Annotated in this window: 28 protein-coding genes; 13 read left to right on the top strand and 15 right to left on the bottom strand. The window is 52.6% G+C overall.

Annotated features, from left to right (window positions below; all coding sequences use genetic code 11):
* Positions 1-136: 136 nt before the first annotated feature.
* Positions 137-649, top strand: a complete 513-nt coding sequence (locus DTHIO_RS04205; RefSeq protein WP_008869111.1) for a DUF6125 family protein — start codon at positions 137-139, stop codon at positions 647-649.
* Here DTHIO_RS04205 and DTHIO_RS04200 read toward each other — a convergent pair.
* Positions 646-1,758 (bottom strand): KamA family radical SAM protein, encoded by a 1,113-nt coding sequence (locus tag DTHIO_RS04200; RefSeq protein WP_008869110.1) that lies wholly within the window; start codon positions 1,756-1,758, stop codon positions 646-648. The genes DTHIO_RS04205 and DTHIO_RS04200 overlap by 4 nt on opposite strands.
* Positions 1,759-2,010: 252 nt before the next feature.
* Positions 2,011-2,211, bottom strand: a complete 201-nt coding sequence (locus DTHIO_RS21605) for a hypothetical protein (protein WP_161598631.1) — start codon at positions 2,209-2,211, stop codon at positions 2,011-2,013.
* Positions 2,212-2,242: 31 nt separating this feature from the next.
* On the opposite strand from DTHIO_RS21605, the gene DTHIO_RS04190 reads away from it, so the two are divergent.
* The 3 genes from DTHIO_RS04190 to DTHIO_RS04175 all read left to right on the top strand — a co-directional run bounded on the left by DTHIO_RS04190 (position 2,243) and on the right by DTHIO_RS04175 (position 6,760).
* Positions 2,243-3,637, top strand: coding sequence for an ATP-grasp domain-containing protein (locus DTHIO_RS04190; RefSeq protein ID WP_008869109.1), 1,395 nt, complete (start codon positions 2,243-2,245; stop codon positions 3,635-3,637).
* Between the two features lie 3 nt (positions 3,638-3,640).
* A complete protein-coding gene (locus tag DTHIO_RS04185; RefSeq protein ID WP_008869108.1) occupies positions 3,641-5,206 on the top strand; it encodes a KamA family radical SAM protein in 1,566 nt (521 codons plus the stop codon).
* Positions 5,207-5,599: 393 nt separating this feature from the next.
* Positions 5,600-6,760: a M20 family metallopeptidase gene (locus tag DTHIO_RS04175; protein WP_008869107.1), complete on the top strand. Its 1,161-nt coding sequence runs from the start codon at positions 5,600-5,602 to the stop codon at positions 6,758-6,760.
* 8 nt (positions 6,761-6,768) lie between these two features.
* Here the strand turns inward: DTHIO_RS04175 and DTHIO_RS04170 are convergent, their stop codons facing one another.
* A complete protein-coding gene (locus DTHIO_RS04170) occupies positions 6,769-9,156 on the bottom strand; it encodes a GGDEF domain-containing protein (RefSeq protein ID WP_008869106.1) in 2,388 nt (795 codons plus the stop codon).
* A gap of 564 nt (positions 9,157-9,720) precedes the next feature.
* Here DTHIO_RS04170 and DTHIO_RS04165 point away from each other — a divergent pair.
* The 9 genes from DTHIO_RS04165 (at position 9,721) to proB (ending at position 15,563) form a co-directional block, all read left to right on the top strand.
* Positions 9,721-10,227 (top strand): nitroreductase family protein, encoded by a 507-nt coding sequence (locus DTHIO_RS04165; RefSeq protein WP_008869105.1) that lies wholly within the window; start codon positions 9,721-9,723, stop codon positions 10,225-10,227.
* A gap of 65 nt (positions 10,228-10,292) precedes the next feature.
* A complete protein-coding gene (locus DTHIO_RS04160; RefSeq protein WP_008869104.1) occupies positions 10,293-10,925 on the top strand; it encodes an MBL fold metallo-hydrolase in 633 nt (210 codons plus the stop codon).
* An 80-nt stretch (positions 10,926-11,005) separates the two neighbouring features.
* Positions 11,006-11,176 carry a hypothetical protein gene (locus tag DTHIO_RS21350; protein ID WP_008869103.1) on the top strand — a complete coding sequence of 57 codons (171 nt, stop codon included), beginning with the start codon at positions 11,006-11,008 and terminating at the stop codon, positions 11,174-11,176.
* Positions 11,169-11,756 (top strand): flavodoxin family protein, encoded by a 588-nt coding sequence (locus tag DTHIO_RS04155; RefSeq protein ID WP_008869102.1) that lies wholly within the window; start codon positions 11,169-11,171, stop codon positions 11,754-11,756. The genes DTHIO_RS21350 and DTHIO_RS04155 overlap by 8 nt, the downstream gene beginning before the upstream one ends.
* Before the next feature lie 28 nt (positions 11,757-11,784).
* Positions 11,785-12,573 carry a ComFC family protein gene (locus DTHIO_RS04150; RefSeq protein ID WP_008869101.1) on the top strand — a complete coding sequence of 263 codons (789 nt, stop codon included), beginning with the start codon at positions 11,785-11,787 and terminating at the stop codon, positions 12,571-12,573.
* A gap of 129 nt (positions 12,574-12,702) precedes the next feature.
* Complete coding sequence (rplU, locus tag DTHIO_RS04145) at positions 12,703-13,014, top strand: 50S ribosomal protein L21 (RefSeq protein WP_008869100.1); 312 nt, start codon at positions 12,703-12,705, stop codon at positions 13,012-13,014.
* An 18-nt stretch (positions 13,015-13,032) separates the two neighbouring features.
* Positions 13,033-13,302, top strand: coding sequence for a 50S ribosomal protein L27 (rpmA, locus tag DTHIO_RS04140; protein ID WP_008869099.1), 270 nt, complete (start codon positions 13,033-13,035; stop codon positions 13,300-13,302).
* A 77-nt stretch (positions 13,303-13,379) separates the two neighbouring features.
* Complete coding sequence (gene obgE / locus DTHIO_RS04135) at positions 13,380-14,399, top strand: GTPase ObgE (RefSeq protein WP_008869098.1); 1,020 nt, start codon at positions 13,380-13,382, stop codon at positions 14,397-14,399.
* Positions 14,400-14,414: 15 nt separating this feature from the next.
* A complete protein-coding gene (gene proB, locus DTHIO_RS04130) occupies positions 14,415-15,563 on the top strand; it encodes a glutamate 5-kinase (RefSeq protein ID WP_008869097.1) in 1,149 nt (382 codons plus the stop codon).
* 337 nt (positions 15,564-15,900) lie between these two features.
* On the opposite strand, the gene DTHIO_RS04125 is transcribed toward proB, so the two are convergent.
* The 12 genes from DTHIO_RS04125 to flhA all read right to left on the bottom strand — a co-directional run bounded on the left by DTHIO_RS04125 (position 15,901) and on the right by flhA (position 25,947).
* Entirely contained in the window at positions 15,901-16,863 is a 963-nt protein-coding gene (locus DTHIO_RS04125; protein WP_008869096.1) for a chemotaxis protein, read from the bottom strand.
* Positions 16,863-17,756, bottom strand: a complete 894-nt coding sequence (ispH, locus tag DTHIO_RS04120; protein ID WP_008869095.1) for a 4-hydroxy-3-methylbut-2-enyl diphosphate reductase — start codon at positions 17,754-17,756, stop codon at positions 16,863-16,865. Before ispH ends, DTHIO_RS04125 begins: the two co-directional genes overlap by 1 nt.
* The gene (locus DTHIO_RS04115; RefSeq protein ID WP_008869094.1) at positions 17,753-18,739 is read right to left on the bottom strand and encodes a tRNA dihydrouridine synthase; all 987 of its coding nucleotides are present in this window, start codon (positions 18,737-18,739) and stop codon (positions 17,753-17,755) included. Before DTHIO_RS04115 ends, ispH begins: the two co-directional genes overlap by 4 nt.
* A 4-nt stretch (positions 18,740-18,743) precedes the next feature.
* A complete protein-coding gene (locus tag DTHIO_RS04110) occupies positions 18,744-19,049 on the bottom strand; it encodes a hypothetical protein (protein WP_008869093.1) in 306 nt (101 codons plus the stop codon).
* Positions 19,050-19,061: 12 nt separating this feature from the next.
* Positions 19,062-19,484 carry a hypothetical protein gene (locus DTHIO_RS04105; protein WP_008869092.1) on the bottom strand — a complete coding sequence of 141 codons (423 nt, stop codon included), beginning with the start codon at positions 19,482-19,484 and terminating at the stop codon, positions 19,062-19,064.
* A gap of 38 nt (positions 19,485-19,522) precedes the next feature.
* A complete protein-coding gene (locus tag DTHIO_RS04100; RefSeq protein ID WP_008869091.1) occupies positions 19,523-19,828 on the bottom strand; it encodes a hypothetical protein in 306 nt (101 codons plus the stop codon).
* A 1-nt stretch (position 19,829) separates the two neighbouring features.
* The gene (locus DTHIO_RS04095; protein WP_008869090.1) at positions 19,830-20,516 is read right to left on the bottom strand and encodes a flagellar basal body-associated FliL family protein; all 687 of its coding nucleotides are present in this window, start codon (positions 20,514-20,516) and stop codon (positions 19,830-19,832) included.
* Between the two features lie 115 nt (positions 20,517-20,631).
* Complete coding sequence (locus DTHIO_RS04090; protein WP_008869089.1) at positions 20,632-21,015, bottom strand: chemotaxis response regulator CheY; 384 nt, start codon at positions 21,013-21,015, stop codon at positions 20,632-20,634.
* 134 nt (positions 21,016-21,149) lie between these two features.
* Positions 21,150-21,935 (bottom strand): FliA/WhiG family RNA polymerase sigma factor, encoded by a 786-nt coding sequence (locus DTHIO_RS04085; protein WP_008869088.1) that lies wholly within the window; start codon positions 21,933-21,935, stop codon positions 21,150-21,152.
* Positions 21,889-22,710 (bottom strand): MinD/ParA family protein, encoded by an 822-nt coding sequence (locus DTHIO_RS04080; protein ID WP_008869087.1) that lies wholly within the window; start codon positions 22,708-22,710, stop codon positions 21,889-21,891. The genes DTHIO_RS04085 and DTHIO_RS04080 overlap by 47 nt, the downstream gene beginning before the upstream one ends.
* Before the next feature lie 38 nt (positions 22,711-22,748).
* Positions 22,749-23,852, bottom strand: a complete 1,104-nt coding sequence (locus DTHIO_RS04075) for a flagellar biosynthesis protein FlhF (RefSeq protein WP_008869086.1) — start codon at positions 23,850-23,852, stop codon at positions 22,749-22,751.
* Complete coding sequence (gene flhA / locus DTHIO_RS04070; RefSeq protein WP_008869085.1) at positions 23,842-25,947, bottom strand: flagellar biosynthesis protein FlhA; 2,106 nt, start codon at positions 25,945-25,947, stop codon at positions 23,842-23,844. The genes DTHIO_RS04075 and flhA overlap by 11 nt, the downstream gene beginning before the upstream one ends.
* Between the last annotated feature and the right edge of the window lie 18 nt (positions 25,948-25,965).

Genomic DNA, 25,965 nt, shown 5'->3' with positions numbered 1-25,965 from the left:
TTTGTTGCAGATAGGGTTGAGACCGGGCCGCAAGAGTATTCATTGATGGGGAAGGCAATATATCCCGTAAATGACTTTTCTACCTTAACAGTATGTAAAGCATATGGAAAGCAAAAATCAGGGCAGGGAGGCAAAAATGCCGGAAAAAGACCTGGATATTATGGACAGGGAGGAGCTGAGGAAGCTGGCCGGAAGTCTGCTTTGGCAGTTGAGGCTTGCAGATGCCTTCTGGTTCATAAATATTGAAAAGCGGATGGGACTGGAAGGGGCGGAAGAAGTCAACGCCCTGGTCTGGGAGCAGGTGGGCCGGCTGGCGGCCAGGGACATCATCGGGCGCTTCGCCATAAAGGAAAAGGGCCTGCAGGGTCTGCTGCAGGCCCTTAAATATTTTTCCTGGGGGCTGATGCTGGACTATGATGTTCAGTCCGGGGACAAAGAGATGATATTAAGCGTCCCTGTATGCCCGGCCCAGGAGGGACGTAAAAAACACGGGCTGGGTGAGTACAGCTGCAAGGAGATGCACCTGAGGGAGTTTACAGCCTTTGCCGGGGAAATAGATCCCCGCATCAGGGTCCACTGTATCTTTGCACCTCCTGATGATCATCCCCCTGAACTATATTGCAGATGGCGTTTTGACCTTGGGGCTTAACCTTCCTGCTGCTCGTACGTCTCTACGATCTCCTTGTAGTCGTCAAACCAGTAGGCTCTGGGATTGCGCGTGCATATGTGCACCTTTCCGCTTTCGTCCGGGTCAGCCGCCCGGTGATAGCGGAAAATGATGTTTTCATCGGTCATGGCCAGCGCCTCTATTTTGCCCGAGGCATGGGACATGGCCAGTTTGGCCCGTTTTCCCAGGCCGGAGCACATGCTCCTGGCATTCTGGTAAACATTGAAGGCTTCTTCCACGGGAACAGCATAAGGCTTATTGCCCACCGTGGGTCTGCAGATAAAGATGTAGTAAGGGGCCACCCCCATGTAGGAAAGCCTGTTGAAAAGTTCTCCCAGGACCTGCGGGTCATCGTTGACGCCTCTGAGCATCGGGGTCTGGTTGCAGAGTATGCCGCCGGCCTTGATGAGCCTGTCGCATGCCTCCAGGCTGACATCGGTCATTTCCCTGGGGTGGGTGTAATGAGTCATAAAGTAGATCCTTTTATCCGGCAGGCTGTATTTTTTGACCATTTCCAACAGTTCCTGGTCGTTGAGGACCCGGTATGGACTATAGGACAAAAGCTTGGTGCCTATGCGGATGATTTTTACGTGATCAATTCCGCGAAGTCTGGAAATGATTTTCTCCAGCCTTGAGGTGGAAAGCATGAGCCCGTCGCCGCCGGTTATGAGGACATTGTTTATCTCCGGATGATTGCGAACATAATCGCAGGCGGCGTCCAGATCTGTGAGGACCTCGCGCTGCTCCGGATGGATGAAAAGCCTCTTGCGGAAGCAATACCTGCAGAATCCCCCGCAGGCATCACTGGCTAAGAATACGGCCGTGCTGACATACTTGTGCTGAAGCCCGGGCAGGACGGAATAGCTTTGTTCGTTGGATGCATCCAGACGCCCCCACTGGTCCAGTTCCTGCACAGAAGGTATGATGATCCTGCGGATGGGATCATCCGGGTCGTCCCAGTTCACTAAGGACAGGTAGTACTCGTTGGATCTGAATTCAAAGGTATCCATTACCGGGGCAAGTTGCTCCAGGTCCCGGCCGGTGAGACCGGGGACTTTATTTATGTCGTTTATGTATTGCGGTGTGTGCATACTGCCTCCATTTAAAACTGGTTTGAAAAATGCATGAAATACTAAAACCTGCTTTTGCCGGCCGTCGCTTGTGGCCTTGAAATCAGGGGGCAGATATTCAGCCGGTAAATGATTGAATTGAAAGGAGGGGCCGGCAGGCAAGGTTTTAATGATCTCTGTCCTGCAGCGACACTTGGAAAATGGGTGACTTGTAAAATCAGGCACAGGCACGAATCAGTGTTGATGCAGGTCTATGTAAAATTCAAATTTAACTTAATATGGCTTTGTGTCAAATATTTTTGAATTTTTTTGCAGGGTTGTTTCTTGAATATTCGTTTTTGTATCCTGTGATTTTCCCTTTGCCAGGCTGTTTCCAAGGTATTTAGAATGCTGGTACGGGTATTTTTTTGGGGTTAAGACAAATAATCCAGTGCCATGTTTACATATTTGTAAGACAGGCTCTGGTTTTTTCATCAAATTGTAAAAAGTCAGGTGGAAAAAACGCATGTTTTCAGACCAGGAGGATGTCCTTTTTTCTGATTTGCATCTGAAAGAGGATGTCCTGTATTTTTTTTACGTAGGCGAGATCAAGGCTGACTGCCTTAACCAGTTTGTTGCCGAGACTCTGGGCAAGATACATGGACGCAAATTCGAGTGCATTTCCATTGTCCCGGATATAATGGAGTCCTATCCCCACAGGAATATAATGGTCATTAATCCCCTGGCCAAGAATCTTTATAATCAGACCAGCAGGAAATACAGCTGCCGCATGGGGGCTAAGGAGTTTGCCTGCGAGGTGTCCCGCTCTGCCGCGGTGCGAAGACTGGCGGAAATGCTCATCGCCAGGCAGGGCAGACTTTACATTCATGTTTATGAATCACTGCCCCAGCTGGAACTCTGTCAGCTGCCTGGAACCGTTCTTCTTGGCCCGGAGGGGAGTATTTCCTCCATCTGGAACAACAAGCTTTATCAGCTGCAGATGTTGAGCGGGCAGGTACCGCTCATGGATTACCGCATCTGTAAAAATGTCCGGGAGCTGTACGCGGGCGTGGAAAGCGTGGCCCAGGAATGGTCAGAGGGGATTTTTGTCAGCAGGCCTTATTCCGCTGCCGGTGCCAACAGTTTTATAATCCGCTCCGCACCAGAACTTGAGGACCAGGAGCCCTTGAGCCGGGATACTTACTTCATCAGCCGTTACGTACCGCATGAACTTGATCCTACGGTCCTGGGAGTTGTGGGCAACGAGGACGACGTATTCATAGCGGCCATCGCCGACCAGGAGATTGAAAATAAAAACAGTTTCCGCGGTTCGGCTTTTCCTTCTTCCCTGTCCCATAAAGAGCAGGCAGAGGTCAGGGAACATGCCCGCATGGTGGGGCGTGTACTGGGAAGGAGCGGGTACAGGGGCATTTTCGGGTGTGATTTTATAGTTGATAATCAGGGCCGGATTTTTTTTGTGGAAGTTAACGCCCGCAAACAGGGAACCACCATGGAGATGTGCTGTACCCTGGAAAATGCCCTGCCCCCGGGTGCTCCCTCCCTTATGGAGATGGAGTATCATGCCGTGGTGCACAACAGGCTGCCCCCGGGAAGGCAGGAGATCAAGGAAGCCATACAGGGGCTTTTCTGGCGCACCTATAATTTCAAGGTGGAGCGTGAGGTGGTGACAAATTACTTTCTGCCCATGGACGAAGACGAGAGGGAGCTCTTCAGGCAGGTCCGTCAGAAAGGTCTTGAGCACAGGATGATCATTGTGGAGCATCCCGGGCATAAGCGATGTGTTATGCCCGGTTCTTTCCTGGGCCGGATAGTGGCGGTGGCCACCAACCGGGAAGATCTGGACAGGGATATAAGCCTGGGCAAATTCATGCTGGAAGAATCTATAACCATAAGGGAATAAGTGATGAACTTCAAAGAAGATCTCGATGAATATACTGAAGAATTGCTGGATTTTCTCTACACAGGAAAAGATAAGGAGGACGAATCAGGATACGGCCCCGCTGTGCAGGAGATGCTGGTAAAGGCCCGTTCAGGCAGCTCTGTTCAGGATATTGTGGATCTTTTTCTTTATTTGAAGCAGGCCAGGATGGACAGCGGCCTGAGCCCCGACTGTCTGGGGCTGGCGCGAAGCGATGCCGTGGGGCTGGCCATCAAGCACCAGGACCTGGACGAGCACAGGGTAAGCCTGGGCGGCCGGGTGAATCAGGCTGCTTTCATTGTGCAGCAGGCAGGGGGCAGGGTAGATAGTTACCTGGAGGACCGTGACAGGGAGGCACCAAGCGGGATCATGCTCTGGGAGCGCATCCAGGAAAATCACGCCCGCATCAGAGAGGTTCTGGACATGTCCATGCAGGAGTGGAATTCTTTTTCCGGACAGCTCAGATATGCCATTGAGTCCCCCCGGACCCTGGAATCCATTTTGAATCTTCCCGCCGGGGCACTGGAAGAAGTGGGTAGGGTGACCAAAGATTACCGCATGCGGCTTACTCCTTATTATGCAGGCCTGATAATGCCGGAAAGCCTGGACGATCCAGTTCTGCTGCAATCTGTACCTACAGGAGAAATGGTGGACAATGCAGGGGTGGAGATGCCCCCGGTGGCGGCGGATCATTCCCCGGCCAGGCTTATTGACCAGTTTTACCCCAGGGTGGTAACCATCAAGGCCACAAACATGTGCGCCATGTACTGCACCCATTGCCTGCGCATAGCCCATATCGGCAAAAAGGACCGCATCTACCCCGAGCAGGCCTACTCCGAGGCCCTGGATTACATCCGGAGGGACAGGCGCATCAGGGATGTCTTGATAACGGGCGGGGATGCTTTTATGCTGCCCGACAAGGTGTTGCGGTACATGCTTTCTGAACTGGACGGCATGGAACATGTGCGGATAAAGCGCCTGGGCACCAGGATCCCGGTGACTACTCCCCAGCGGGTGGATCAGGAGCTTCTGGATATTTTGGAGGAAAGCAACGACAAAAAGCCGGTGCGCGTGGTGACCCAGATCAATACCGCCCAGGAGATCACTCCAGTGTCCAGGGAGGCTTTCAGGCGGATCTCCAAGGCTGTTTCTGCAGTGCTCAACCAGGCGGTGCTGTTGAAAGGCATAAACGACAGCTTCGTCAAGATGGCTCACCTGTGTGAAACCATCCAGGAAGCTTATGTCCGGCCCTATTACATTTTTAACTGCAGTTACCGCAATCCCCAGTTCAGTCACTTGCGGGTGCCGGTGGAAAAGGGCCGGGATATAGTGGAGGGCATGTACGGAAACATATCCGGGGATGCCATACCCAGGTACATAGCCACCGCCGGGGGCAAGATTCCCCTTCACCGCAGCAATGTCCTGGACCGGGAGCAGGGTGATATCATCCTGCAGAAGCCATGGAGCGGTGAGCAGGTCAGGTATCCTGATGCAGACCCTGAGGTGTATTCAGATTCCCGGTGGGGACTGAAGAGGTATGAAGCGAAATGATACATGAATCTAAGGCGGGCTACGCCCGCAACCCAATAAAGAAAAGAGCTATTTGACAGGATTAACAGGATTAAGAGATGGATAAAGAAAAAAATCATTTTGTCCTGGCCCCGGTTGAATGCCCTGCGGGCTAGCTCTTCGAGCTATTCAACAGGACAAGCCGGAAGCCAGGCCAAAAGGTTATCACTCCAGCACTCACTTTTTTCCGGCTCTCATGAATCCCAGAAGAAAGTGAGTGCTGGATGGTTAATGCAATCTGCGGCTTCCGGCCGCTGATTGCTTATCCTGTCAATCCTGTTAATCCTGTCTAAGTTTCTTGTTTTTTCTGACAGGCTTTTAGCAGTAAGTCGCTAAAGCGAAGTGCACCCGCAACACAATAAAAAAACCAAGCCCATGATACAAAAAATTGCAGAGGATATATATTCCAGGCAGCAGGAAATGCTGGACCTTTTGAGGCAGCTGGTGCTCATCCAGAGCGGCAGTCACAACAAAGAGGGCCTGGACCGCATGGCTGAAACCATGGCCGGAATTCTGGCCGGTACAGGGATGGACAGCCGGGTTGTTCCTTTTACTCACTGCGGCAACATGGTCATTGCCCGGACCCCCAAAGCCGGGGAACAAAAGGGCCTGCTCCTGGTGGGGCACATGGACACGGTATTTGCTGCAGATACTTCATTCGACTGGTTCCAGGAGGACGAGACATGCGCCTACGGCCCCGGGGTCCTGGACATGAAGGGCGGTCTGGTTGTGGGGGTGTTTGCCCTCAAGGCCCTGGCCAGGTTCGGCATGCTCCAGGATCTGGCAGTGACTTTTTTGTGCAACTCCGACGAGGAGGTGGGCTCGCCTTATTCCCGGGGATTGATAGGAGAATTAAGCCAAAAGAACAAAATGGCCCTGGTCCTGGAAGGAGGCGGTCTTGACGGGGAGCTTGTCGTGGGCCGCAAAGGAAAAATCGGCCTGCAGGTGCAGGTATGGGGACAGGGAGGCCATGCAGGGAATTTTTCCGGAAGTTCTAAGCCAAGTGCTGTTGTGGAGGCCGCGCACAAGGTGCTGTCCCTGGAAGAGTTGAACAGTCCACCACGCATCCAGGTCAATGTGGGCAGGGTCCAGGGCGGAACAAGGCCCAACTGCATCCCGGAAAAAGCATTGCTGGAAGTGGATATTCGATACCAGGACACAGGAGAGGAAAAAGTGCTGCAGGACAGAATACAAAGTATACTAAAGACTTCTCAAGTCCCGGGAACAAGCTGTACCTGGGAAGTGGTTTCTTCACGTCCCCCAATGCCCCGGGGAAAACAGGGTGAAGCACTGTATGGTCTTGCCCGGGAGGCTGCAGAGGAACTCGGGATCGCCATTGGCCAGGAGGTGCGCGGAGGAGTGTCCGATGCCAATTTTATCGCCGCCATGGGACTGCCGGTGCTGGACGGCCTGGGGCCGTTGGGGGATCATGATCACAGCCCCTCGGAATACATTTTAAAAAACAGCCTGACCCAGAGATGCGCTCTCACTGCGGCCTGTATTTTAAAGGCGCTGCATCAGGACAAAGGCACCTGAAATATCACTCATCCATGAGCCCTGGCCCTGGCTTGGGCCTCCTGCTCTGACTTGTCTCTGGCCTTGAAAATATCAGCCAGATCCAGCCAGAATTCACTCACATCGGGTCTAAGGGCCACGCTCTGCCTGGCCAGGGATTCGGCTATTTCCGGATCATCCCCGCTTTGCAGGTACATCCTGGCCATGAGGTTCAGGGAAAAAGCGTCCCTGGGATCCTGCAGCAGGGCCTGGTGCAGAAATTCCCTGCTCTGTTCCTTCTGGTCCTGCTTCCAGGCAAGCCTGGCCAGGTGCCTGGGGGCAAGGCCGGCTCCATCCCTGGTTTGTCCCGCCTCCTGGTAGCACCGGGCTGCCTTTTCAAAATCCGCGCTGTTTTCAGCCAGCTGGCCAAGTCTTAGCAGGCTGAATGCGTGGGAGGAATCGATTTCAAGGCACTTTGCAAAAAGGTTTGCAGCCTCAAGGGAATCACCCTGCTTGAGACAGACGCAGCCCAAATTGTACCAGGCCATGAGGTTTTCGCTGTCTTTGTCAGTGATTTCCTGAAAATGCTGCCTGGCCAGCTCCAGCCTGCCCAGGCGGGCATAGCATATGGCCAGGGAGTTGCGGGCCAGAAGATTGTTTTCATCTGCGGCCAGGGCCTGCTTGTATTCCTCCAGTGCGGCAAAGGTGTCCCCCTGGCTGAACAGGGAGTCCGCGCTCACGGTCAGGGTCAGGGAGTCAAAGCAGGCCATCCTGGGGGGAGTGGTAAGCCTGGCGTGTTCCAGGGCCTTGCGACAGTTTTCCAGGGTGTCTGTTTTGGAATAGCTCAGGCAGGGGTAATCGGCCAGGGCCAGGCTTGCCGGGATGTGCAGCGAGGATTTGATCTCCTCCAGCAAATAAAACCAGGGCTCTTTGAGGCTTTGGGCATTCTGGCCGGAAAAATAAAATACCATGCAGGTGGAACTGTATCTGCCGCTTAAGGGTTGCCGGGAAAATTTTCTGTCCACAATCCTTATGATTTCCTGAACCAGGTTCTCCAGGTCAATGCCTTTGCTCTGGGTGTCCTTGCCCGGGTATTCCAGCTTGAGCATGGCCATACAGAAGTATTCGTCCTGAATTCTGGCCCGGGTCCACAGGGAGAGAAAGTCCCGGTAGGAATAAAGCCCGGTAAACAGGTCCCGGGGTTGAATATCCTTATTCAGCATATCCTGTTTTTCCAGGAGGCTTTCCTTTTCTGCCAGGAGGCTCAGTTTGTCCCCGGACTCGATTTTCCAGGCCGGGTCGTTCAGATAGAGTATTTCTGCGATGGAAACCTCCTCCTGTACTTCCTGGATGGCGATTTCACCTTTGTGTATGGCCGGGTAGGTCCCGGAAGAATGCCCGGCCTTTTTTATGGACTGGGACTGTCCGTTGAACTTCTGGGACCAGACCATGAATTTCTGGCCTTCAAGGGCATCCATGTTTTTGCCGAGGTTCAGCACAAGGCGGTTCATGGGCAGTACTTCCAGAACTACTCCGCCATGCTGCAGAATCTGGCTGAAGGCAAAGGCCTTGCTGTTGTGGTTTTCTTTGGACACCTTTAAAGCCTCCCCTGCCTTGCGACAGACAAGGTGGGCCAGCTCGAAGGGGGATTTTTGAAACTGCGGTCCCTTGATGTCCTGGGGAAAAAGGCTCCAGCCGATACCGGCGCTCAGGGATATCTTCTCCCCGGAAACCGGGTATTCAAATACTTGGGAAGAGATTCTGCTTCTCAGGTTTTCAGACAGTTCCCTGCACCTGGCTGCCGGGGCCTGAGGCCAGAACACGGCCAGGGTATCGTTGCAAAGCCTGGCTGAAACTGCCTGCTCAGGCAGCTCCTTTCTAACATGTTCAGCCAGTTCGTAAAGGACCTGGTCGCCGAAGGCGTAACCAAATGTCTCATTGATCCTCTTGAAGCGGTCAGGATTTATGAGCATCACGCAGAAAGTGGCGCTGTATCGGTCCAGCCCTGAATCCATGGAAGCGGCCGGACCCAGGGTCAGGCTGGCCTGAATGTCTTCTACGGCCTTTTCCAGCAGCTGGTGGAATTTTTCCTGGTTGTAAAGTCCGGTAATGGAGTCGGTAATGCACTGCTTCTGCAGCAGGACCTTGTCCAGGCAGAGGGAAATTATGCCCGGAAGGTCCAGGGCCAGGGCCTGCATGCGCTCCGGATCAGTGCCCCGGGCCATGAAGATCCCCAGGAATCTGCCATCATACATCAGGGGTAAGAGAACCCGGTCTTTTTCCACTACCGGAACTATGTCCCGGTCATGGTACATGATAGAAGGGATTTCCTGTGGAAAATACAGGCTGTATGCCGAAAAGGAAATGACGGTACTCAGTGAATCCTTGAGCACGGATTCAAAAAGTATGAGATCGCTTTTGTCCAGACGGGGCTTCATTGGACCTCTTTGGTCAAGCTTTATAAGAATAAGACTTAAAACACTGATGCTGCAAAAAACGGTAAGCTATGGCTGACCGGGCTTAATTAACTTAACCGGGAATTACTGTCCAGTCCTGCGTAAAGGAAGGGATCTCATACAACCACCCCCGGCCCCTCCTTGACTAAGGAGGGGAGAGATAATGAAGGGATCGGTTACAACCACCCCCGGCCCCTCCTTGGCTAAGGAGGGGAGTTTACGCCGTGCCCTTGATCTATACTGAGGAGCAGGCCCGGCTGAACGTTGCCGTGCATGGCGCAAAGATAAATTTCTTGCTTTGCGATCTTTGCTTGTCACGCTTTGGCGTAATTCAATGCGTAAGCACCCCGAAGAGGATTTAAATGGGCGTTTTGCGTAAGAAAAAATGGTTTGCGGGCAAAGCCCGCTTTAGATTTTTTGCAGCTGCATGTTTGCAGGCCCGGCAGGCTTTAAGTTCAAGGGTTGAAAAAAACTCCTTTTACGGTTACCAAGTCCGTTATTGTTGTTATAGGGTTTATTGTCAGTTTTAAATATGCAGGAGAATTTATGCAGGTCCTGGAGACCATTTATAATCGCCGCAGCATACGCAAGTTTACCCAGGAAGACGTGAGCAAAGAGGATGTCCGGCGTATTCTGGATGCCGGCAGATGGGCACCCAGCGGTCTGAACAATCAGCCGTGGCGATTCCTGGTGCTTGCCCGGGGGGATGAAAGAAAAAACGGACTGGAGGAGTGTACCAAGTACAGCCATATTGTCCGGGCGGCCAATGTGTTGATAACAGTATTTCTGGACAGACAAGCCAAGTATCACCATGAAAAGGATTGCCAGGGCGCAGGGGCCTGTGTGCAGAACATGCTTCTGGCGGCTCATGCCCTGGGTCTGGGGGCGGTCTGGCTGGGGGAGATCATCAACCAGGAATCCCAGGTGCACCGGGTGCTTTGCACCGACCCGGAGCAGCTGGAACTTATGGCTGTAGTGGCCCTGGGCCATCCGGACCAGAAGGGTTCCTCCCAGCGAAGAGATCTCAAGGAATTGATGCTGGAAGAATTTTGATGGAGGCTTTTTCAGCCTGTCCGTCCAGTTGATTTTTATAAATACAATAAACAATGGAGTTTCGCATGCTTGAGATAAAGACTTTTCCCCTGGGTGTTCTGCAGACCAACTGTTATGTGCTGCATTCGCAGCAGGAGGCACTGGTAATGGATCCCGGGGGTGATCCGCAGCGCATAGTTGATTATTTAAGAGACAACGGTCTTTCCCTGGCCATGATTCTCAATACTCATCTGCATTTTGATCATATCCAGGGCAACGCCGCCCTGGCAGAGTCCTCCGGGGCCAAAATCTTCGCCCCTGAAGAAGACAGGTTTCTTCTGGACACGGAAGTGGGCGGCGGCGGTTTCATGGATTTTCCCGAGACTCCGGGGTTTGACTTTGAGGACCTCAAAGAGGGAAAGCAAGAGCTTCTGGGTCATGAATGCACAGTCCTGTCCACACCAGGGCATACTCCGGGCAGTCTTTCCTTTTATTTTCCAGACTTGAAGGCTGTATTCGTTGGTGATCTTCTTTTTCAGCGTGCTGTGGGACGCACCGACTTTCCCGGGGGGAGCATGGAAGTGCTCAAGAAGTCAGCAAGGGAGAAAATATTCACCCTGCCCGGCGATACGGTGATATACTCCGGGCACGGACCTCAGAGCACGGTGATGGACGAAAAACAGAACAATCCGTTTTTTCAGAATTCATCGTTTATGTAATGACGGCAGTGGAGATATAGAAAGATATGCTCTGGCTTGATCTGCGCAACATGTGCTGAGGACTGGAGCGGGAGGTGGGTATGCACCTCCGGCAAACCAGGGCGGATACTGTTCGCGTCCTTGTGCATACACAAAGGGTGCAGGTTCTGGATTCCCTGGCCCTGATGCATCCGGAATGGAGTATGGACAAGGCTGCCAAAGCTTCTTTCGTCAGGGCGGACTTTCAACGCAGGAGTAAGCAAAGTGGCTGATTCAAGGGTCATGGTGCTGGGGTGCAGTCCCAGAAAAGAGGGTAACAGCGACAAGGCGGCCGGGGAAATAGCAGATACCTTAGAGGGCCGGGGATGCCGGGTGGAAAGTATCTTTCTCAGGGACAAAAAGATCCTGCCCTGCATGGGCTGCCGCAAGTGCGAGACCACTAAAAACAACCGCTGTATCCTGGCGGGCAAAGATGATGTCCAGGAGATCCTGGATAAAATGCAGGAGTCGGACCTGGTGTTTTTCAGTTGCCCGATATACTATTACCATGTTCCGTCCACCTTTAAGGCCCTTATAGACCGGGGGCAGAGCGTGTACGAGGCCTGGGCGGCAAAGGGGGAGCCGGGCCTTGAATTGAAACAGGCTTACTGCGTCCTCATTGCCGGGAGAAAGAAGGGAGAACGCCTTTTTGAAGGCAGTCTGCTGAGCCTGAAGTATTTTTTGTACCCTCTGGGATTTGCCCTGAAGGATCTGTGCCTGAGGGGGATTGATCTCAGGGAGGACCTGGCCGGGGATCAGGATTCCAGGGAAAAGATCAGGGAGTTTGCCCGCAGCGCTGCAGGGCATTCTTGAGGCTTCAAGGGCGGGAAGCAGGGCTGCAATGATGTATGCGTTTAAAAACGTGTTAAAAGAGCAGCTTCGCGTTTATGGTCTTTACAGTTTTCATCCCTGGAAACTCACCCGGGTTCTCAGGCGGGAATTTCTGGGAAGAAGGTGCCTGATATGCGGGATGGTCAGGGATAAAGAGACTGGCCCGGACACAATGTGTCCTGCGTGTCTGGAGAAGATTAAAATAAGGCGGCGCGGATTCTGCCCGGGCTGCGCCAAAATCTACACCCTTGAAGAAGCCAGTCCTTATTACTGCCTGGACTGCCGCACCAGGCCTTTTCCCTGGTCCGGGCTGGGTTTTTTCGGGCCTTACCAGGACCGCCTGAGAGAGCTTATTCTGTGCTTCAAGTTCAAAGGGGATCTGGGGCTGGGCAGGGTTCTCGGGGGCATGCTGGTTCAGGCCGGCCAATATCATGGCGGAGTCAAGGCGGACATGGTAGTACCCGTGCCCATGCACGAATCCAAGCTTAAAATGCGGGGCTTCAACCAGAGCCTGGAGCTGGCCAGAATATTTTCCGCAAGCACGGGGTTTCAGCTGCAGCACCGGGCCATGGTAAAAAAGAGGCCTACTGCAGCCCAGAGCTCCCTGAACCGCAAGGACCGGATGAAGGAATTAAAAGGGGCTTTTGAAGCCCATGCCGGGGTGGTCAGGGGGCAATCCATCCTCCTGGTTGATGATATCTACACCACTGGGTCCACCCTGGAAGAATGCACCAGGACACTTATCAAGGCAGGTGCTTCCCGGGTGCAGGTGCTTTTTCTGGCCAGAGGGGTGATGTAGCTGGTACCGCCCCTGACAAAAGCATTATCATGATGAATATTTTCGCCTTTTTTTGACAATCTTCAAGATATTGCTTGACGTTTGATACAGTTCAGGTTAAAAAGTCTTCTTCTTTATTGGGAGGTAAAAATGTTTGCTATAGTTGAAAGCGGTGGAAAGCAATACCGGGTAAGGGAAGGTCAAAGGCTGAAAGTGGCCAGGATGGACCAGGAGCCCGGGGAAGAAGTTGTTCTGGATTCGGTCCTGGCAGTGGGACAGGATGATGATGTTCAATTCGGCAAGCCCTACCTGGATCAGGCCAGGGTTGTCTGCGATATCCTGGAACACGACCGGGACAAGAAGGTGATCGTCTTCAAAAAGAAAAGACGCAAGGGATACAGCAAAAAGCAGGGACATCGCCAGGATTTTACCGCGGTTAAGGTCAAGAGCATCCAGGCATAGTCCCGGGAGGATAAAAGAATGGCACATAAAAAAGCAGGCGGAAGTTCCAGGAATGGACGCGACAGTCACGGACAGAGAAGAGGGGTGAAAAGGTACGGCGGACAGAAGGTCCGGGCTGGCAATATACTGGTCCGTCAACTGGGGACCAAAATCCATCCCGGAGCCAATGTCGGCGTGGGCAAGGATTACACTCTTTTCGCCCTCTCCGACGGCGAGGTCAAGTATGACAAATTTACCCGCAAGAAAAAAGTCCGCACCAGGGTCAGTATTGTGCCTGCAGCGGTCTAATTCTTAGCGTTTGAAAATTTTTATGGCGGGCCGCCGGGAGAGCATCTCCGGGCGGCCTTTTTTTTGAGGTCTACTGCATGCGCTTTGTGGATGAAGCCGAAATAACAGCCCGTTCCGGGAAAGGCGGAGACGGGTGCGTATCCTTCCGCAGGGAGAGGTTTATTCCCAGGGGCGGTCCCGATGGAGGGGACGGGGGAGAAGGCGGGAGCCTTTACGTGGAGGCTGATCCTGGGCTGCTTACTCTTTACGATTTTAAGCGTAAGCGCTTGTTTGCAGCCCAGAACGGTCGTCCCGGCATGGGCAGGCAGAGGTTCGGCAGGTCCGGTGATGACCTGGTGATTTATCTGCCTGTGGGCACCCAGGTTTATTCCATGCAGGAGGACGGTGAATCTTTGCTTGCAGATCTGGTGCATCCCGGCCAGAGGGTTCTTCTGGCCCAAGGGGGCAGGGGGGGCAAAGGCAACACTCACTTCAAGTCTTCCACCATGCGCGCTCCAAGGTTTGCTCAGCCTGGAGAGGAAGGAGTGGAGCTGCGCCTGAAACTCAGGTTGAAGGTCCTGGCTGATGCAGGCCTTCTGGGCCTGCCCAATGCAGGCAAGTCAACTCTTCTTTCCAGGATCTCGGCTGCCAGGCCCAAGATCGGTTCCTACCCCTTCACCACAATCAACCCCAATCTCGGAGTGCTGCGGGACCAGCGCGATACACAGATGGTGGTGGCGGATATTCCGGGGCTCATATCCGGGGCCCATCAGGGCAGGGGACTGGGGGACAGGTTTTTGAAGCACGTGGAGCGCACCAGGTTTCTGGTGCATATTTTAAGTGTTGAGGATATCGACCTGGACAGCCCCTGGCAGGGTTTCGAGATCCTGAACCAGGAGCTGGAAAAATATTCACCGGAACTGGCCTCGAGAGAGCAGGTCCTGGTCCTGAACAAAACAGATCTTTTAAGCAGAGATGAACTGGATAAGCTCGGCAGGGCTGTTGAGGCCTATGAATACAGAGTGTACCTGATTTCGGCCCTGGAAGGAACCGGCGTTGAAAAACTGGTGCAGGATATGTGGGAGAGGTTTTACCGGTTGTCCGTTGATGTAAAATGATATAAATGCTTGGCCATGAAAAATCATCGTGAAGAAACCGGAAAAATCCTGGCCGGAGCCGGCCGCGTAGTTATCAAGATAGGCAGTGCCGTGCTTACGGGCCGGGAGGGCCTGGACCTGCGTGTGGTCAGCAGGCTGGTGGACCAGATCTGCCTTCTGCACGACCGGGGAATGGATATTATCCTGGTCTCTTCCGGGGCAGTGGCCGCTGGCTGCAAGGTGCTTTCCTCATGCCGGAGCAAAAGCGACCTGGTATTCAAGCAGGCTACATCAGCTGTGGGCCAGAGCAGGCTTATGCATGCCTATGACGAGATCTTCGGGCGTTATGGAAAGATTACCGCCCAGATCCTGCTTACCAGAAACGACCTCAAAAGCAGGGAGCGCTTCATCAATGCCCGCAATACCATGCTTCAGCTCCTGGAGTGGCGGGCCATACCGGTAATAAACGAAAACGATACCGTGGCGGTGCAGGAACTTCGCTTCGGGGACAACGACGCTTTGGGGGTGATGATACTGAACCTGGTGGAGGCGGACCTGTTTATAAACCTGACCTCATCAGACGGCGTATACCGGGAAAATCCCAGGGAAAACCCGGATGCGCAAAAGATAGCCTGTATTGAGGACATCCATTCCGAGCCCCTGGAAAGGATGTGTCAGGGGAAAACCCAGCAAGGCAGCGGAGGAATGTACAGTAAGCTCCTGTCCGCACGCAAGGCGGCCCAACTGGGTGTGCCCACCCTTATACTTTCCGGCAGGGACAGGTTCTCCCTGGAAAAAGCCTTTGACGGCGAGGATCTTGGCACCTGGATTCTGCCCCGGGACAAAAGTATTTCCAGCCGCAAGTTCTGGTTTGCCTACAACCAGGAGCCCGCAGGGGAAATAGTGGTGGACAGGGGAGCGGCTTTTGCTGTTTTTGAAAAGGGCAAAAGCCTCCTGCCTGCGGGTATCGTGGAAATACGGGGCAATTTCGGCAAGGGGGCTTTAGTGAAAATTGTGGAGCAGGACAGCTGCAGACGTCCTGCAGTGGGCCTTACCAACTACAAAGCTTCAGATCTGCGCCAGATTATGGGCAAGAAATCCGGGGAAATTGAGGGAGTGCTTGGACAGTGTCTCTACCCTGAAGCAATTCACAGGGACAATATGCTGCTGGAGGCAGTGCTTTAGTGGCTTACTGCTGAAATCTTGTCATAAAAAACAAGAAACTTGGACAGGATTAACAGGATTGGCAGGATAAGCAATCTGCGGCCGGAAGCCGCAGATTGCATTAGCCATCCAGCACTCACTTTCTTCCGGCACTCATGAATGCAGGAAAAAAGTGAGTGCTGGAGTGATTACCTTTTGGCCTGGCTTCCGCCTGTCCCGTTTAATTGCTCGCAGAGCAAGCCCGAAGGGCATTAAACTGGGAGCCAGGACAAAATGATTTTTTTCTTTATCCATCTCTTAATCCTGTTAATCCTGTCAAATAGCTCTTTTCTTTATTGGGTTGCGGGCAAAGCCCGGGTTAGAACTTACTCTTGAAACTTTGTTCCCTGTCCCGGATGAGTTTCATGGCTTTCTGGGTCAAAAGCGATACTTCCGGCTTGGATACCTGGTCGTCGGCTCCAACAGAGACACCCTTGTGGCGCAGCCTGTCGCTTATGAGGGAGGAAAAGAGTATGACAGGAAGGTTCCCAAGTACGGAGTCGTTTTTTATTTTTCTGGTCAGGGTCAGACCATCCATGGCCGGCATTTCTATGTCCGAGACCACAATGTGAACAAGGGAATCAAGAGATTTATCTTCACTTGAACAGGTGTTTTTGATTTTTTCCAGTTCATTCCATGCTTCCTGGCCGTTTTTGAATTTAATAACCCTGAACCCGGCCTTTTCCAGCAGATCCGAGATCATGTTCCGGATCAGGGTGGAGTCATCGGCAACAAGGGCGGTGTACCCGCTTTCACTGTCTGATTGCAGTTCCTGATCCAGGTTCATTCCCATGCCCGGGCTCAGTTCAGCCAGTATCTTTTCCAGATCCAGGATAAAGACTATCCTGTCCTCAATTTTGACCACCCCGGTTATGCTGCCGGCACTGAAGCTGTCCACATAAGCATCCGGAGGCTCCACTTCATCCCAGCTCAGCCGGTGAATCCTGGTTACTCCGGAGGCCAGAAAACCTGTGACCACCCTGTTGAACTCGGTGATAATCACTTTTGAAGACCCGGACTCCACAGCCTGCTTATCCAGCCAGAGCCCCAGGTCCACCAGGGGGATTATCCGGGAACGCTGATTGAATGCCCCCAGGACGCACGAGTGGGGTGTGCTGGGCATTTCAGTCACTTCCGGCTTGTTTATTATCCTCAGAACCTTGGCTACGTTTACCCCGTAAAAGCCCTGGTAGCTTTCACCGTCCAGATCCTCATCCAGAAAAAATTCAACAATTTCAAGCTCATTGGTTCCTGCTTCAAGAAGTATGTCCGAATTGGTCATTAAGATCTCCGGGTTGTTAAAGAGGGGTCCTGGCTGTTTATTATCCGGTGCAGATACTGATAAATGGATTGTATGGTGCTGTTGGGCGTGGATGCACCGGCTGTGAGCCCCACTTTGCTGCAGCCTTTAACCATTTCCGGGTCGATTTCCTCTTTTGTTTCAATGTGCAGACATCTGGGGCAGTATTTCCGGGCTACCTGGTACAGACGTCTGGTGTTGCCGCTGTTCCTGCCGCCCACCACAAACATGCACTCCACCTGTCCGGCGATTTTAATGGTTTCGTTCTGCCTGTCCTTGGTGGCGTCGCAGATGGTATCCAGGGTAATGATTTCATTGCCCTGGCTGTGTTTTAGTTCACTGGCTATGCTGAGAAATTCCTGTCGGTCCTGGGTGGTCTGGGATACCAGGCAGTAGCGGTCTTTAGGAGCCAGGGCGATCTTTTTGAATTCCTGCATATTTTCAAAAAGAAAAGCCTCGCACTGGGCATAGCTTAATAGTCCCTTTACTTCGGGGTGGTCCAGTTCTCCGTAGATGAGCAGACGGTCCGACACGGCGCTGTTTTTGTATATCAGCAGCTGGGCCTTTTTCACCTTGGGGCAGGTGGCATCGAGTATATCAATGTTTTTTTCCCTGAGCTTTTCCTCAACCTGCAAAGGTACACCGTGGGCCCTGATGAGGACCATGTCTCCGGGCCGGGGCTCATCCCAGTTGTCGATTATCTTGACTCCTTTGCCGTGGTAATACTCCAGTACCTGGGGGTTGTGGATGATGGGACCATAGGTGAATATGCGCTGACTGGTCTGGTTTTCCAGGGCCTTGTCCAGCTTGCCCAGGGCCAGGCTCACCCCCATGCAGAATCCGGCGCTTTCCGCCAGCAGAACCTGTGTGCTCATGCTTGCTCCAGGTGTTTCCGGGCTGAATTCATTACTTCCTCCAGTTCGGCCCACTGTCTACATAAGATTATTTTTTTGCGCAAATCCTTTGCTCCGGGAAGTCCCCGGATCATTCTGGGCAGCAGGGTCCTTAGTTTGAGCACCGCCCGGGAGGAAGCATGCCTGCGATAAGTATCTATGGTCTCCATGCACAGGCGCAGAGTAAACTCCTGGTCCCGGGGCAGGTCCTCCAGGCCCTGCAGCAGGTTCTTATAACGCATGCCTATTGCCGGGTCCATGAGTGCTCCCCTGGCGAACATTACGGTATCCACCCCGGTCTGCCGGACGCAGTCCAGTGCGTCCCGGGCGGTAAATAGGTCGCCGCTGGCCACAACCGGAACCGGGGAGATCTCCTTGAGATTTTTCAGGGCCTGCCAGTCTGCCTTGCCGGTAAACTGCTGCACCGCGGTCCTGGGGTGCAGGGTGATCCATCCCGCTCCAGCGTCGGCCAGGGGCGCTGCCAGATCCAGGTATACCTTTTGTTCACTGCTCCAGCCCAGGCGTAATTTTACCCCCACCCGGCCCGGCCCGGCCATATCGGCCATGGCGGCAACCATTTGCAGCAAAAGACCAGTGTCTTTAAGCAGGGCAGCCCCGGCTCCTGTCTTGACCACTTTTTTTACCGAGCACCCGCAGTTGAGGTCGAAATACCTGAACCCCTTGCTGCTGAGCGTGCTGACGGCCCGGCCCATGATGTCCGGATCAGATCCGTAAAGCTGAACTACTAAGGGAAGGTCCTGGTCACAGGTCTCTAAAAGACGCATAGTGTTGGCAGTGGAAAAGAAAAGTCCCTTGGCGCTGATCATTTCAGTACAGGCGGCCCTGCAGCCCAGGTTGCGGCACAAAAGCCTGAAAGACAGGTCTGAATATCCGGCCAGGGGGGCAAGCCAGGGGGAGTCCGGGGTCAGTGGCGGGCTGGAGGTTAAGGTTTTGCTGGCGGGCACAGGTTTATACCATTATGCTTATTCTTTTTTTGCCTTCCGGGTCGTACTCAACTTCCTTGAGCACTATTTCAGGGTGCATGCTTTCCACCTGGAGGTGGAGAAGCCGGCCCCGGAAGTGATTGTTCCTGGTCCAGGCCAGGATACGCAGATCATCCACCAGGACCCAGGCCAGCTGCGAAGAGTCGTACTCCAGGACTGTACCCTCTATGACGTCTCCCTGGCTGTATTTGCGTCTGAAGCGTCTGACTCTGGGGTTTTCGCCTGGACTGTCTTCCTGGCTTTGCCTGTACCCTGGACCAAAGATGCGCATTTTATTGAATAATCACCCGCCGCGATGACCTTCGACAATAAGTTCTACTTCATCTACGGACATGCCGGTTGCTTTGGCCAGCTCTTCCACGGAGCGGCCGTTCTGGTATCCGGTTATAATGACCTGTTTCATGAACTGAGGTGATTTGGTGAATTTTTCGGCCTGGCGTATAAGCTTGTTCAGTTCCTTTATGCGCAGGTCCAGCTTGTGTTCCAGGTCTTTAAGTTCCTTCTGGCGCTTTTCAAAAGTGGAAACCAGTTCATTTTCAAGCTGGGCATTAAAGTTCAGGCGCTCGATGAATCTTTCCTGGTTGTCCTGCAGGTGGGTCAGGATATTTTCTGAACGCCGCAGACGGAAAAAAAATATGAAAACCAGTGCCAGCAGAAGAATCTCTACAGCGCTGACCACCAGCAATATCCAGTGAAAAGAACTCATTTATCACTTATTTTCCATGGCCTGATGATATTTTCGGGCTACACCTTTATATCTACAATGTTATCCGAGAAAGGATCAGGTTTTTCCTGGTCCCCGGATTTTTTCCGCCTGGGGGATGTCTTTTCAGGTCCCAGGTGTTTACTTCCCTGGTGTTCCTTCTGCGCAGCAAGCTGGGAAATGGAGTCCGTAGCAGATACCTGCCCTTTTTCATGGGCGAATTTCCTGACGGCTATATCGCTTAAAACCGCCTGGTGCCTGGCTGGCGAGTTGTGGGCAGCCACCTGGAAGTGCTGGGCTATGTAGGATTGAGCCATCACCACCGGCAGGCTTAAGGGACTGACCATATTACATCACCGAATAGTCCTCAATTACTATGTTGTTCAACTGGTCCCGGCCCAGGTACTGCTCAAGCACCGACATGAGGTCCCTGGTGATCTCATCAGTGTTGGCACTGTTCTGCAAAAAGGATCCGTCCTTGTTGCGCAGGAAGTAATATATTGAATCGCGCAAAACCAGCTTTTTGTCCTGGACTTCCCGGGCCATGTCGTCCCCAAGAACAGACAGGGAAAACCTGGCCTTGAGGAAACGTATATTGTTGTCAGCTTCAAATTCCACCATGAATGGTTCCATATCAACAATTATTTCGGAAAGATCTTTCTCCGGCTCTTCTATGGGATCGTCAACCACTTCCCGGGGAGCGGGATCAGGAGGCGGAGGTTCGTCTTCCGGGGATACAAGAAAATATCCGGTCACAAGCAAAAGGATCAAGAGGGCCGCTGCTCCGGCTGCAAAGGTCTTTTTCTGCTTCCACCATGGCACCGGGGCCTTCTGGTCCTCATCATGCGTATCGTCGCCCTGATCCCGGCTGCCTTGATGGTCTTCACCGGCCTCTAACTCCTCCTCTTCTTCCTCCAGAAAAGGAGCATCGTCCAGGTCCAGTTCGACCTTTTCCCGGCCTCTGTCGGTGTCCAGTTCATCCTGGTCCAGGGAAAGGTCCTGGTCAGTGGATTGATCTTTTTCTTTGTTCGCCATGGCTTTTTCAATCCTGTTAATTATTGTCAGGATTAGTGGTTGATTATTCGGCGAAGTTTGTGACTTTTGTTGCTCTGGTAATGGGCAAAAGCATTACCATGGTGAGCAGCAGTAATTATTTCTCAAAAATTTTTTCAATTTTCTGACTCATGGTATCCGCAGTGAAAGGCTTGACGATATAGTTGGATACTTTGGCCTGGACAGCCTCGATGATATTTTCCTGCTGGGCCTCAGCAGTGACCATTAGAAAGGGCAGGTCGGAGAATTCCTCGCTGGACCTTACCTTGCGCAGAAGTTCTATTCCAGTCATTTTGGGCATATTCCAGTCGCTGACTATAAAATCTATCTTGTCCTTGTTCAGGATCTCCCAGGCAGTAGTGCCGTCATCGGCTTCAACTATGTTGTTGTAGCCCAGTTGCCTTAAAATATTCTTAATTATTCTGCGCATGGTTGAAAAGTCGTCAACGACTAAAATCCGAATATTTTTGTTGCTGGACATTAATACCTCCTCAAATTTTTGGCCAGGTTCCCGGAGCAGCTTCTTACACTTATGCTTATCATGTGACAGTTGCAAAACTTTTAACTATTTAAGATAAAAAACAGTAAACCAGAATGACTTTGTGTAAACACCTCTTAAAACACGTCGTGCTCCTGAGCAAAGTTGTCCTTGACTTTTTTTATGGCCTGGGAATGCAGCTGGGATACTCTTCCCTCGGTAACATCGAGTACCTGGGCCACTTCCTTCATGGTTAATTCCTCGGTGTAATAAAGGGACAGCACCAGCTGTTCCTTGTTGGACAGTTTTTCAATGATGGCGGCCACCTTGTCTACAAGGTCGTGAAAGACAACGCTTAACTGCGGTTCGTCGCTGTCCTGGGTCCCTGTCGCGGAAAAGTTTTCCTGAATGGCTTCCAGGCTCAGGCAGATCTGATTCTGCAGCGCCAGCAGGCCCTCTTCAACTTCTTCGCGTGAGTAGCCGGTGATTTCTTTGAGCTCACTGTGGCTGGGGCTGTGCCCAGTATTCTGCTCAAATTCCCGCATGGACTGTTCGAGTTTTTTCACTTTTTTGCGAAGCCCCCTGGAAAACCAGTCCATTCTGCGCAATTCGTCAAGCATTGCGCCTTTGATGCGGTTGTCGGCAAAGGTCTCGAGCTTGATACCCTGGGTCGGATCAAAATTGCCCAGGGCCTCGATAAGCCCCAGAGAACCTGCACTTATAAGATCGTTAACGTCCACGTGCGCCGGCAGCTTATGCTTTAACCGGGCGGCAGTAATGCGTATCTTCTGGCCGTAAGCCCTGACTATTTCATTTTTGTCAGCAGCGGACAACTGATCAAAGGCAACCCCGTTTTGTTCCAGTACTTCCCAGGGATTATTCCTGGAAGAGGAGTTTTTTCCAAAAGAATTTGATATTGCCATCAAGATTTTCAGCAGGTTTCCATTTGGTCATGCTTTCGGCTGTGTGCATCAATGCCTTGGACGCCTTGGAGTTGGGGGCATAATGGCAAAAGGGCTGTTGACTGGCAACCCCTTTTCTGACGTTTAGATCCATGGGGACAATGCCTGACAGGTCCAGGGATATTCCGCTTAAAAAGTGATCGCAGGCATTGTAGAGCTTCTTGAAAACTTCTCTGGCCTCTTCCTGGCTTTTGGCCATATTGACCACCACCCGGAAGCGCTCAATGCCGTGCTGTATTTTCAGCACCTTGATCAGGGCGTATGCATCCGTCAGCGATGTCGGTTCAGGGGTGAGGATAATGATCCTTTCCTGTACCGCCAGGTTGAAGTAAATGACGTTTTCGTTGATTCCTGCACCTGTGTCCACGATCAGGTAGTCCAGCTCATTCTCCAGGGTGTCCATTACTTCAAGGAGCTCAAGCTTCTGGCCAGTGCTAAGAGACAGCATTTCAGTAACACCAGAGGCGGAAGGCAGTATGTCAAAGCCGTAGTCTGTAGGCAAGATTATTTTTTGCAGATCCATATTTTCATGGAAAAGATGGAAAAGGTTGAATCTGGGATTTAGGCCCAGGATGACATCCACGTTGGCCAGACCCAGATCGGCATCCAGCAGTAGAGTCTTTTTCCCCAGCCTGCTCAGGCAGTAGGCAAGGTTGACGGACATGTTGGTTTTACCCACACCACCCTTGCCGGAGGTAAGCGAGAGTACTATGGGCAGCTTGGTCTGTTTCGGCATATTCTGTCCCTGTTTATTTGCGTTGATATGGAAGCTGGTTAAAAATTATTGTCTTCCTGCTGGGTTGCCTGCGGCAGTTTCTTTTTAAAGATCAGTTTCCAGAAATTGTCCCTGGAAGCGCTGGTGGAACAGTGTCTGAGCCCTTTTCCGAAGCCCAGATATGAAGCGGGCAGGGCGCTTTTCCAGGATGCATTGACCAGTGTTCCGTAGCTGCAGGCTTCATCAAGCTTGGTCCATATAAGACTGTTCAAATCATCCCTTGAATATTTCTGCAGATAATTATCCAGCTGTTCATGGGCGTAAACCGGACTTAATACCAGGTGTCTCTGAATGTTTTTCATGTGTTTCATCCATAAGCTGTCCTGTACGTTGTCATGTGGACCAAGTCCCGGAGTATCCATAAATACCAGGTCGAATTTTTCCCGGGCCTGTTTGAGGCTTTTGAGGTCCTGGGCGGACTTGATCTCCATAAAGGAAAAGCCCGACAGGTCGGCATAATGCTTCAAAAAGAGCCTGCCTCCGGCATGCTGGGTGTCGTTGTTCACCAGGCAGATCTTCATGCCTGGCTTAATGTTCCTGCTCTCCAGGGCCAGTCTTAGAACAGTGGTGGTCTTGCCTACACCGCTGGGCCCCATGAGGCAGTGGATTGTTCCCTGGCGCATCTGTTTTTTCCAGGAGGAGACAGGCACGGCTCTGGAAAGAACATCCAGGGTTGGCAGGTGAGAGTTTTTCCCCAGCCTGGACCAGAGATCCATGATTACTTCCGGGTAAACCCCCTGTTTTTCGAGGAATTCCAAGGCCTGCTTCTGCCTGGAGCTGATCCTGGGGCCCTGGAGCTGGGGCTTGATCATCTGGAAGATGCTTTTTTTGAATTCCGCCCACTCCTGACGCCACTGCTCACCCTGCAGGCCCGGTTCAGTATCCGGAATCAGATCCTCGCTTCCGCTTTTTTCCTGCTTTTTATCGTAAGCCTGTTCCTGGTCTGCTGCTGGCACTTCCAGGGCGGCAGTCAGCTCGAAGGCTTTTTTGCCGTTGGAAGAGATGCAGTCACTGCTCAGTATCACTGCGTCCGGCCCCAGCTCGCTTTTCACCTGCTGCAGGAGAGCTGAGTATGATTGTCCACGAAAGGTTTTAACCTGCATTCTTCATGCTCACAGTGTTTACTGATTCCAGCCGGATATTGGTCGGTATTTCGGTCTGGGCGATCACCGGCAGATTGGGCACGAACCTCAGGAGCAACTGGGCCAGGTGCGGCCTGATCAGTGGCGATGTAAGCAGTACAGGCTGTCCATCGGCCACGGTGGTTTTTTCCAGGGTCTTGTTTATTGAGTTGATGATCTTCTGGGCCAGATTGGGCTCCATTGCCAGGTACGTGCCGTGATCGGTCTGCCGCAGTCCTTCCTGGAAAGATTTTTCTATGGACTCATCCAGGGTTATAATGGGCAGGGTTCCGTCTTCGCTGAGATACGGCCTTACAATGGTCCGGCCCATTTTCTGGCGTACGTATTCTGTCAGCTGTTCCGGGTCCCTGGTCTGCTGTCCATAATCCGACAGAGTCTCTACAATTGTCAACAGGTCCCGGATGGATACTTTTTCCTTGACCAGATTCTGAAGAACTTTCTGCACAGTTCCCAGGGTAAGGATATTGGGTACCAGGTCCTCAACAGCCTTGGGCGCCCTCTGGGCCAGGTTGTCCAGCAGATTCTGGGTTTCCTGACGACCCAGGAATTCATGCAGATTGTGTTTGAAGACTTCCGTGATGTGCGTGGCAATGACAGTGGAGGGGTCCACCACTGTATAACCGGCCATGACCGCCTCTTCCTTCTTGTTTTCGGGTATCCACAACGCCGGGAGGTTGAAGGCCGGTTCCAGTGTTTCAATGCCTTTTATCCGGTGCTTGGCATCTCCAGGGTCCATGGCCAGGTAATGGTCTATCATAATTTCCGATCTGGCCACCTGGTTGCCCTTTATGAGAACCGCGTATTCGCCGGGCTTGAGCTGCAGGTTGTCCCTCAAGTGCAGGGAGGGAATGACCACGCCCATATCCAGGGCGAACTGCCTGCGGATGGACCTGATCCTGGCCAGGAGATTGCCGTCCTGGTCTTCGTCCACCAGGGGTATAAGGCCGTATCCCACTTCCAGTTCCAGAGTGTCCAGAGGCAGCAGGGAGTGGACTTCAGCCGGGGTTTCCAGGGCGGCCTGGCTGTCTTCTTTCTTTTCAGCTGCCTGTTCTTCGATCTCGGTTTTGTTTCTGGCTGAAAGAATGGACAGGGTAAAAAGGGCGCCGGACATGAGCAGGAAGACAAAAGTGGGCATTCCCGGAACAAGGCCGAAAAGCAGCAGCACACCGCTGACTAAGCGCAGGGCCCTGGGATGGTTGGTGAGCTGACCCAGGAATTCCTGACCCATCTGGGCTTCGGCAGCGGCACGGCTGACAATTATGCCTGCTGAAGTGGAAATGATGATGGAGGGAATTATGGCCACCAGGCCGTCGCCGATGGTCAGCAGGGTATAGGTCTGGGCGGCCTCGCCCCAGCTCATGCCATGCTGCACGATACCTATTATCAGCCCGCCAACGATGTTTATGACAGTAATGAGTATGCCGGCGTTGACGTCGCCGGAGACGAACTTGCCCGAGCCGTCCATGGCTCCGTAGAAGTCCGATTCCTTGCGCAGGGCTTCGCGCTGCCTTTTGGCTTCCTGCTCGTCTATGAGTCCGGAGTTGAGATCGGCCTCAATGGACATCTGTTTGCCCGGCATGGAGTCCAGTGTAAAGCGCGCCGCCACTTCGGCTATGCGGGTTGTTCCATTGGCTATGACCATCTTGGTCAGGGCGAAAAGAATGAGAAAGATCACTATGCCGATGAAGTAGTTGCCTCCCACCACAAAGGTGCCGAAGGACTCGATGACCCGGCCCGCGGCATGGGTGCCCTGATCTCCGTGCAGCAGAATAAGCCTGGTGGTGGCCACGTTCAGGGCCAGCCTGAACAGGGTGGCTATCAGAAGAAGCGAAGGGAATATGGAAAATTCCAGGGGGCTGCGCATGAACATGGATGTGACCAGGATGACAAAGGCAAAGGACAGATTGAAAGTCAGCAGCAGATCCAGGAGCACGGGCGGCATGGGGACCAGCATGACAAAAAGAATGACCACCACTCCGCCGGCCAGTAGTATGTCTCCCTGCTTAGTGAACCTGGCATAGTTGATATTGCCCAGAACAGAAGATTTAACTGCCATATTATTGACGCCCTGTAT

Origin of the sequence: Desulfonatronospira thiodismutans ASO3-1 (genome assembly GCF_000174435.1) — a bacterium.
Lineage (GTDB): Bacteria > Desulfobacterota > Desulfovibrionia > Desulfovibrionales > Desulfonatronovibrionaceae > Desulfonatronospira > Desulfonatronospira thiodismutans.
Note: the sequence above shows the minus strand (reverse complement) of the source record. Positions and strands in the feature narration are given on the sequence as shown.

Coding starts and splice junctions, on each gene's coding strand:
- DTHIO_RS04105 (WP_008869092.1), bottom strand. CDS start 19,484: ATGAGTTCTTTTCACTGGATATTGCTGGTGGTCAGCGCTGTAGAGATT.
- DTHIO_RS21350 (WP_008869103.1), top strand. CDS start 11,006: ATGCACCTCCGGCAAACCAGGGCGGATACTGTTCGCGTCCTTGTGCAT.
- DTHIO_RS04090 (WP_008869089.1), bottom strand. CDS start 21,015: ATGTCCAGCAACAAAAATATTCGGATTTTAGTCGTTGACGACTTTTCA.
- DTHIO_RS04100 (WP_008869091.1), bottom strand. CDS start 19,828: ATGGTCAGTCCCTTAAGCCTGCCGGTGGTGATGGCTCAATCCTACATA.
- DTHIO_RS04160 (WP_008869104.1), top strand. CDS start 10,293: ATGCTTGAGATAAAGACTTTTCCCCTGGGTGTTCTGCAGACCAACTGT.
- flhA (WP_008869085.1), bottom strand. CDS start 25,947: ATGGCAGTTAAATCTTCTGTTCTGGGCAATATCAACTATGCCAGGTTC.
- proB (WP_008869097.1), top strand. CDS start 14,415: ATGAAAAATCATCGTGAAGAAACCGGAAAAATCCTGGCCGGAGCCGGC.
- DTHIO_RS04150 (WP_008869101.1), top strand. CDS start 11,785: ATGATGTATGCGTTTAAAAACGTGTTAAAAGAGCAGCTTCGCGTTTAT.
- DTHIO_RS04085 (WP_008869088.1), bottom strand. CDS start 21,935: ATGGCAATATCAAATTCTTTTGGAAAAAACTCCTCTTCCAGGAATAAT.
- DTHIO_RS04125 (WP_008869096.1), bottom strand. CDS start 16,863: ATGACCAATTCGGACATACTTCTTGAAGCAGGAACCAATGAGCTTGAA.
- DTHIO_RS04110 (WP_008869093.1), bottom strand. CDS start 19,049: ATGCGCATCTTTGGTCCAGGGTACAGGCAAAGCCAGGAAGACAGTCCA.
- DTHIO_RS04190 (WP_008869109.1), top strand. CDS start 2,243: ATGTTTTCAGACCAGGAGGATGTCCTTTTTTCTGATTTGCATCTGAAA.
- obgE (WP_008869098.1), top strand. CDS start 13,380: ATGCGCTTTGTGGATGAAGCCGAAATAACAGCCCGTTCCGGGAAAGGC.
- DTHIO_RS04200 (WP_008869110.1), bottom strand. CDS start 1,758: ATGCACACACCGCAATACATAAACGACATAAATAAAGTCCCCGGTCTC.
- DTHIO_RS04175 (WP_008869107.1), top strand. CDS start 5,600: ATGATACAAAAAATTGCAGAGGATATATATTCCAGGCAGCAGGAAATG.
- DTHIO_RS04080 (WP_008869087.1), bottom strand. CDS start 22,710: ATGCCGAAACAGACCAAGCTGCCCATAGTACTCTCGCTTACCTCCGGC.
- DTHIO_RS04205 (WP_008869111.1), top strand. CDS start 137: ATGCCGGAAAAAGACCTGGATATTATGGACAGGGAGGAGCTGAGGAAG.
- rplU (WP_008869100.1), top strand. CDS start 12,703: ATGTTTGCTATAGTTGAAAGCGGTGGAAAGCAATACCGGGTAAGGGAA.
- DTHIO_RS04185 (WP_008869108.1), top strand. CDS start 3,641: ATGAACTTCAAAGAAGATCTCGATGAATATACTGAAGAATTGCTGGAT.
- rpmA (WP_008869099.1), top strand. CDS start 13,033: ATGGCACATAAAAAAGCAGGCGGAAGTTCCAGGAATGGACGCGACAGT.
- DTHIO_RS04075 (WP_008869086.1), bottom strand. CDS start 23,852: ATGCAGGTTAAAACCTTTCGTGGACAATCATACTCAGCTCTCCTGCAG.
- ispH (WP_008869095.1), bottom strand. CDS start 17,756: ATGAGCACACAGGTTCTGCTGGCGGAAAGCGCCGGATTCTGCATGGGG.
- DTHIO_RS04095 (WP_008869090.1), bottom strand. CDS start 20,516: ATGGCGAACAAAGAAAAAGATCAATCCACTGACCAGGACCTTTCCCTG.
- DTHIO_RS04165 (WP_008869105.1), top strand. CDS start 9,721: ATGCAGGTCCTGGAGACCATTTATAATCGCCGCAGCATACGCAAGTTT.
- DTHIO_RS21605 (WP_161598631.1), bottom strand. CDS start 2,211: ATGAAAAAACCAGAGCCTGTCTTACAAATATGTAAACATGGCACTGGA.
- DTHIO_RS04170 (WP_008869106.1), bottom strand. CDS start 9,156: ATGAAGCCCCGTCTGGACAAAAGCGATCTCATACTTTTTGAATCCGTG.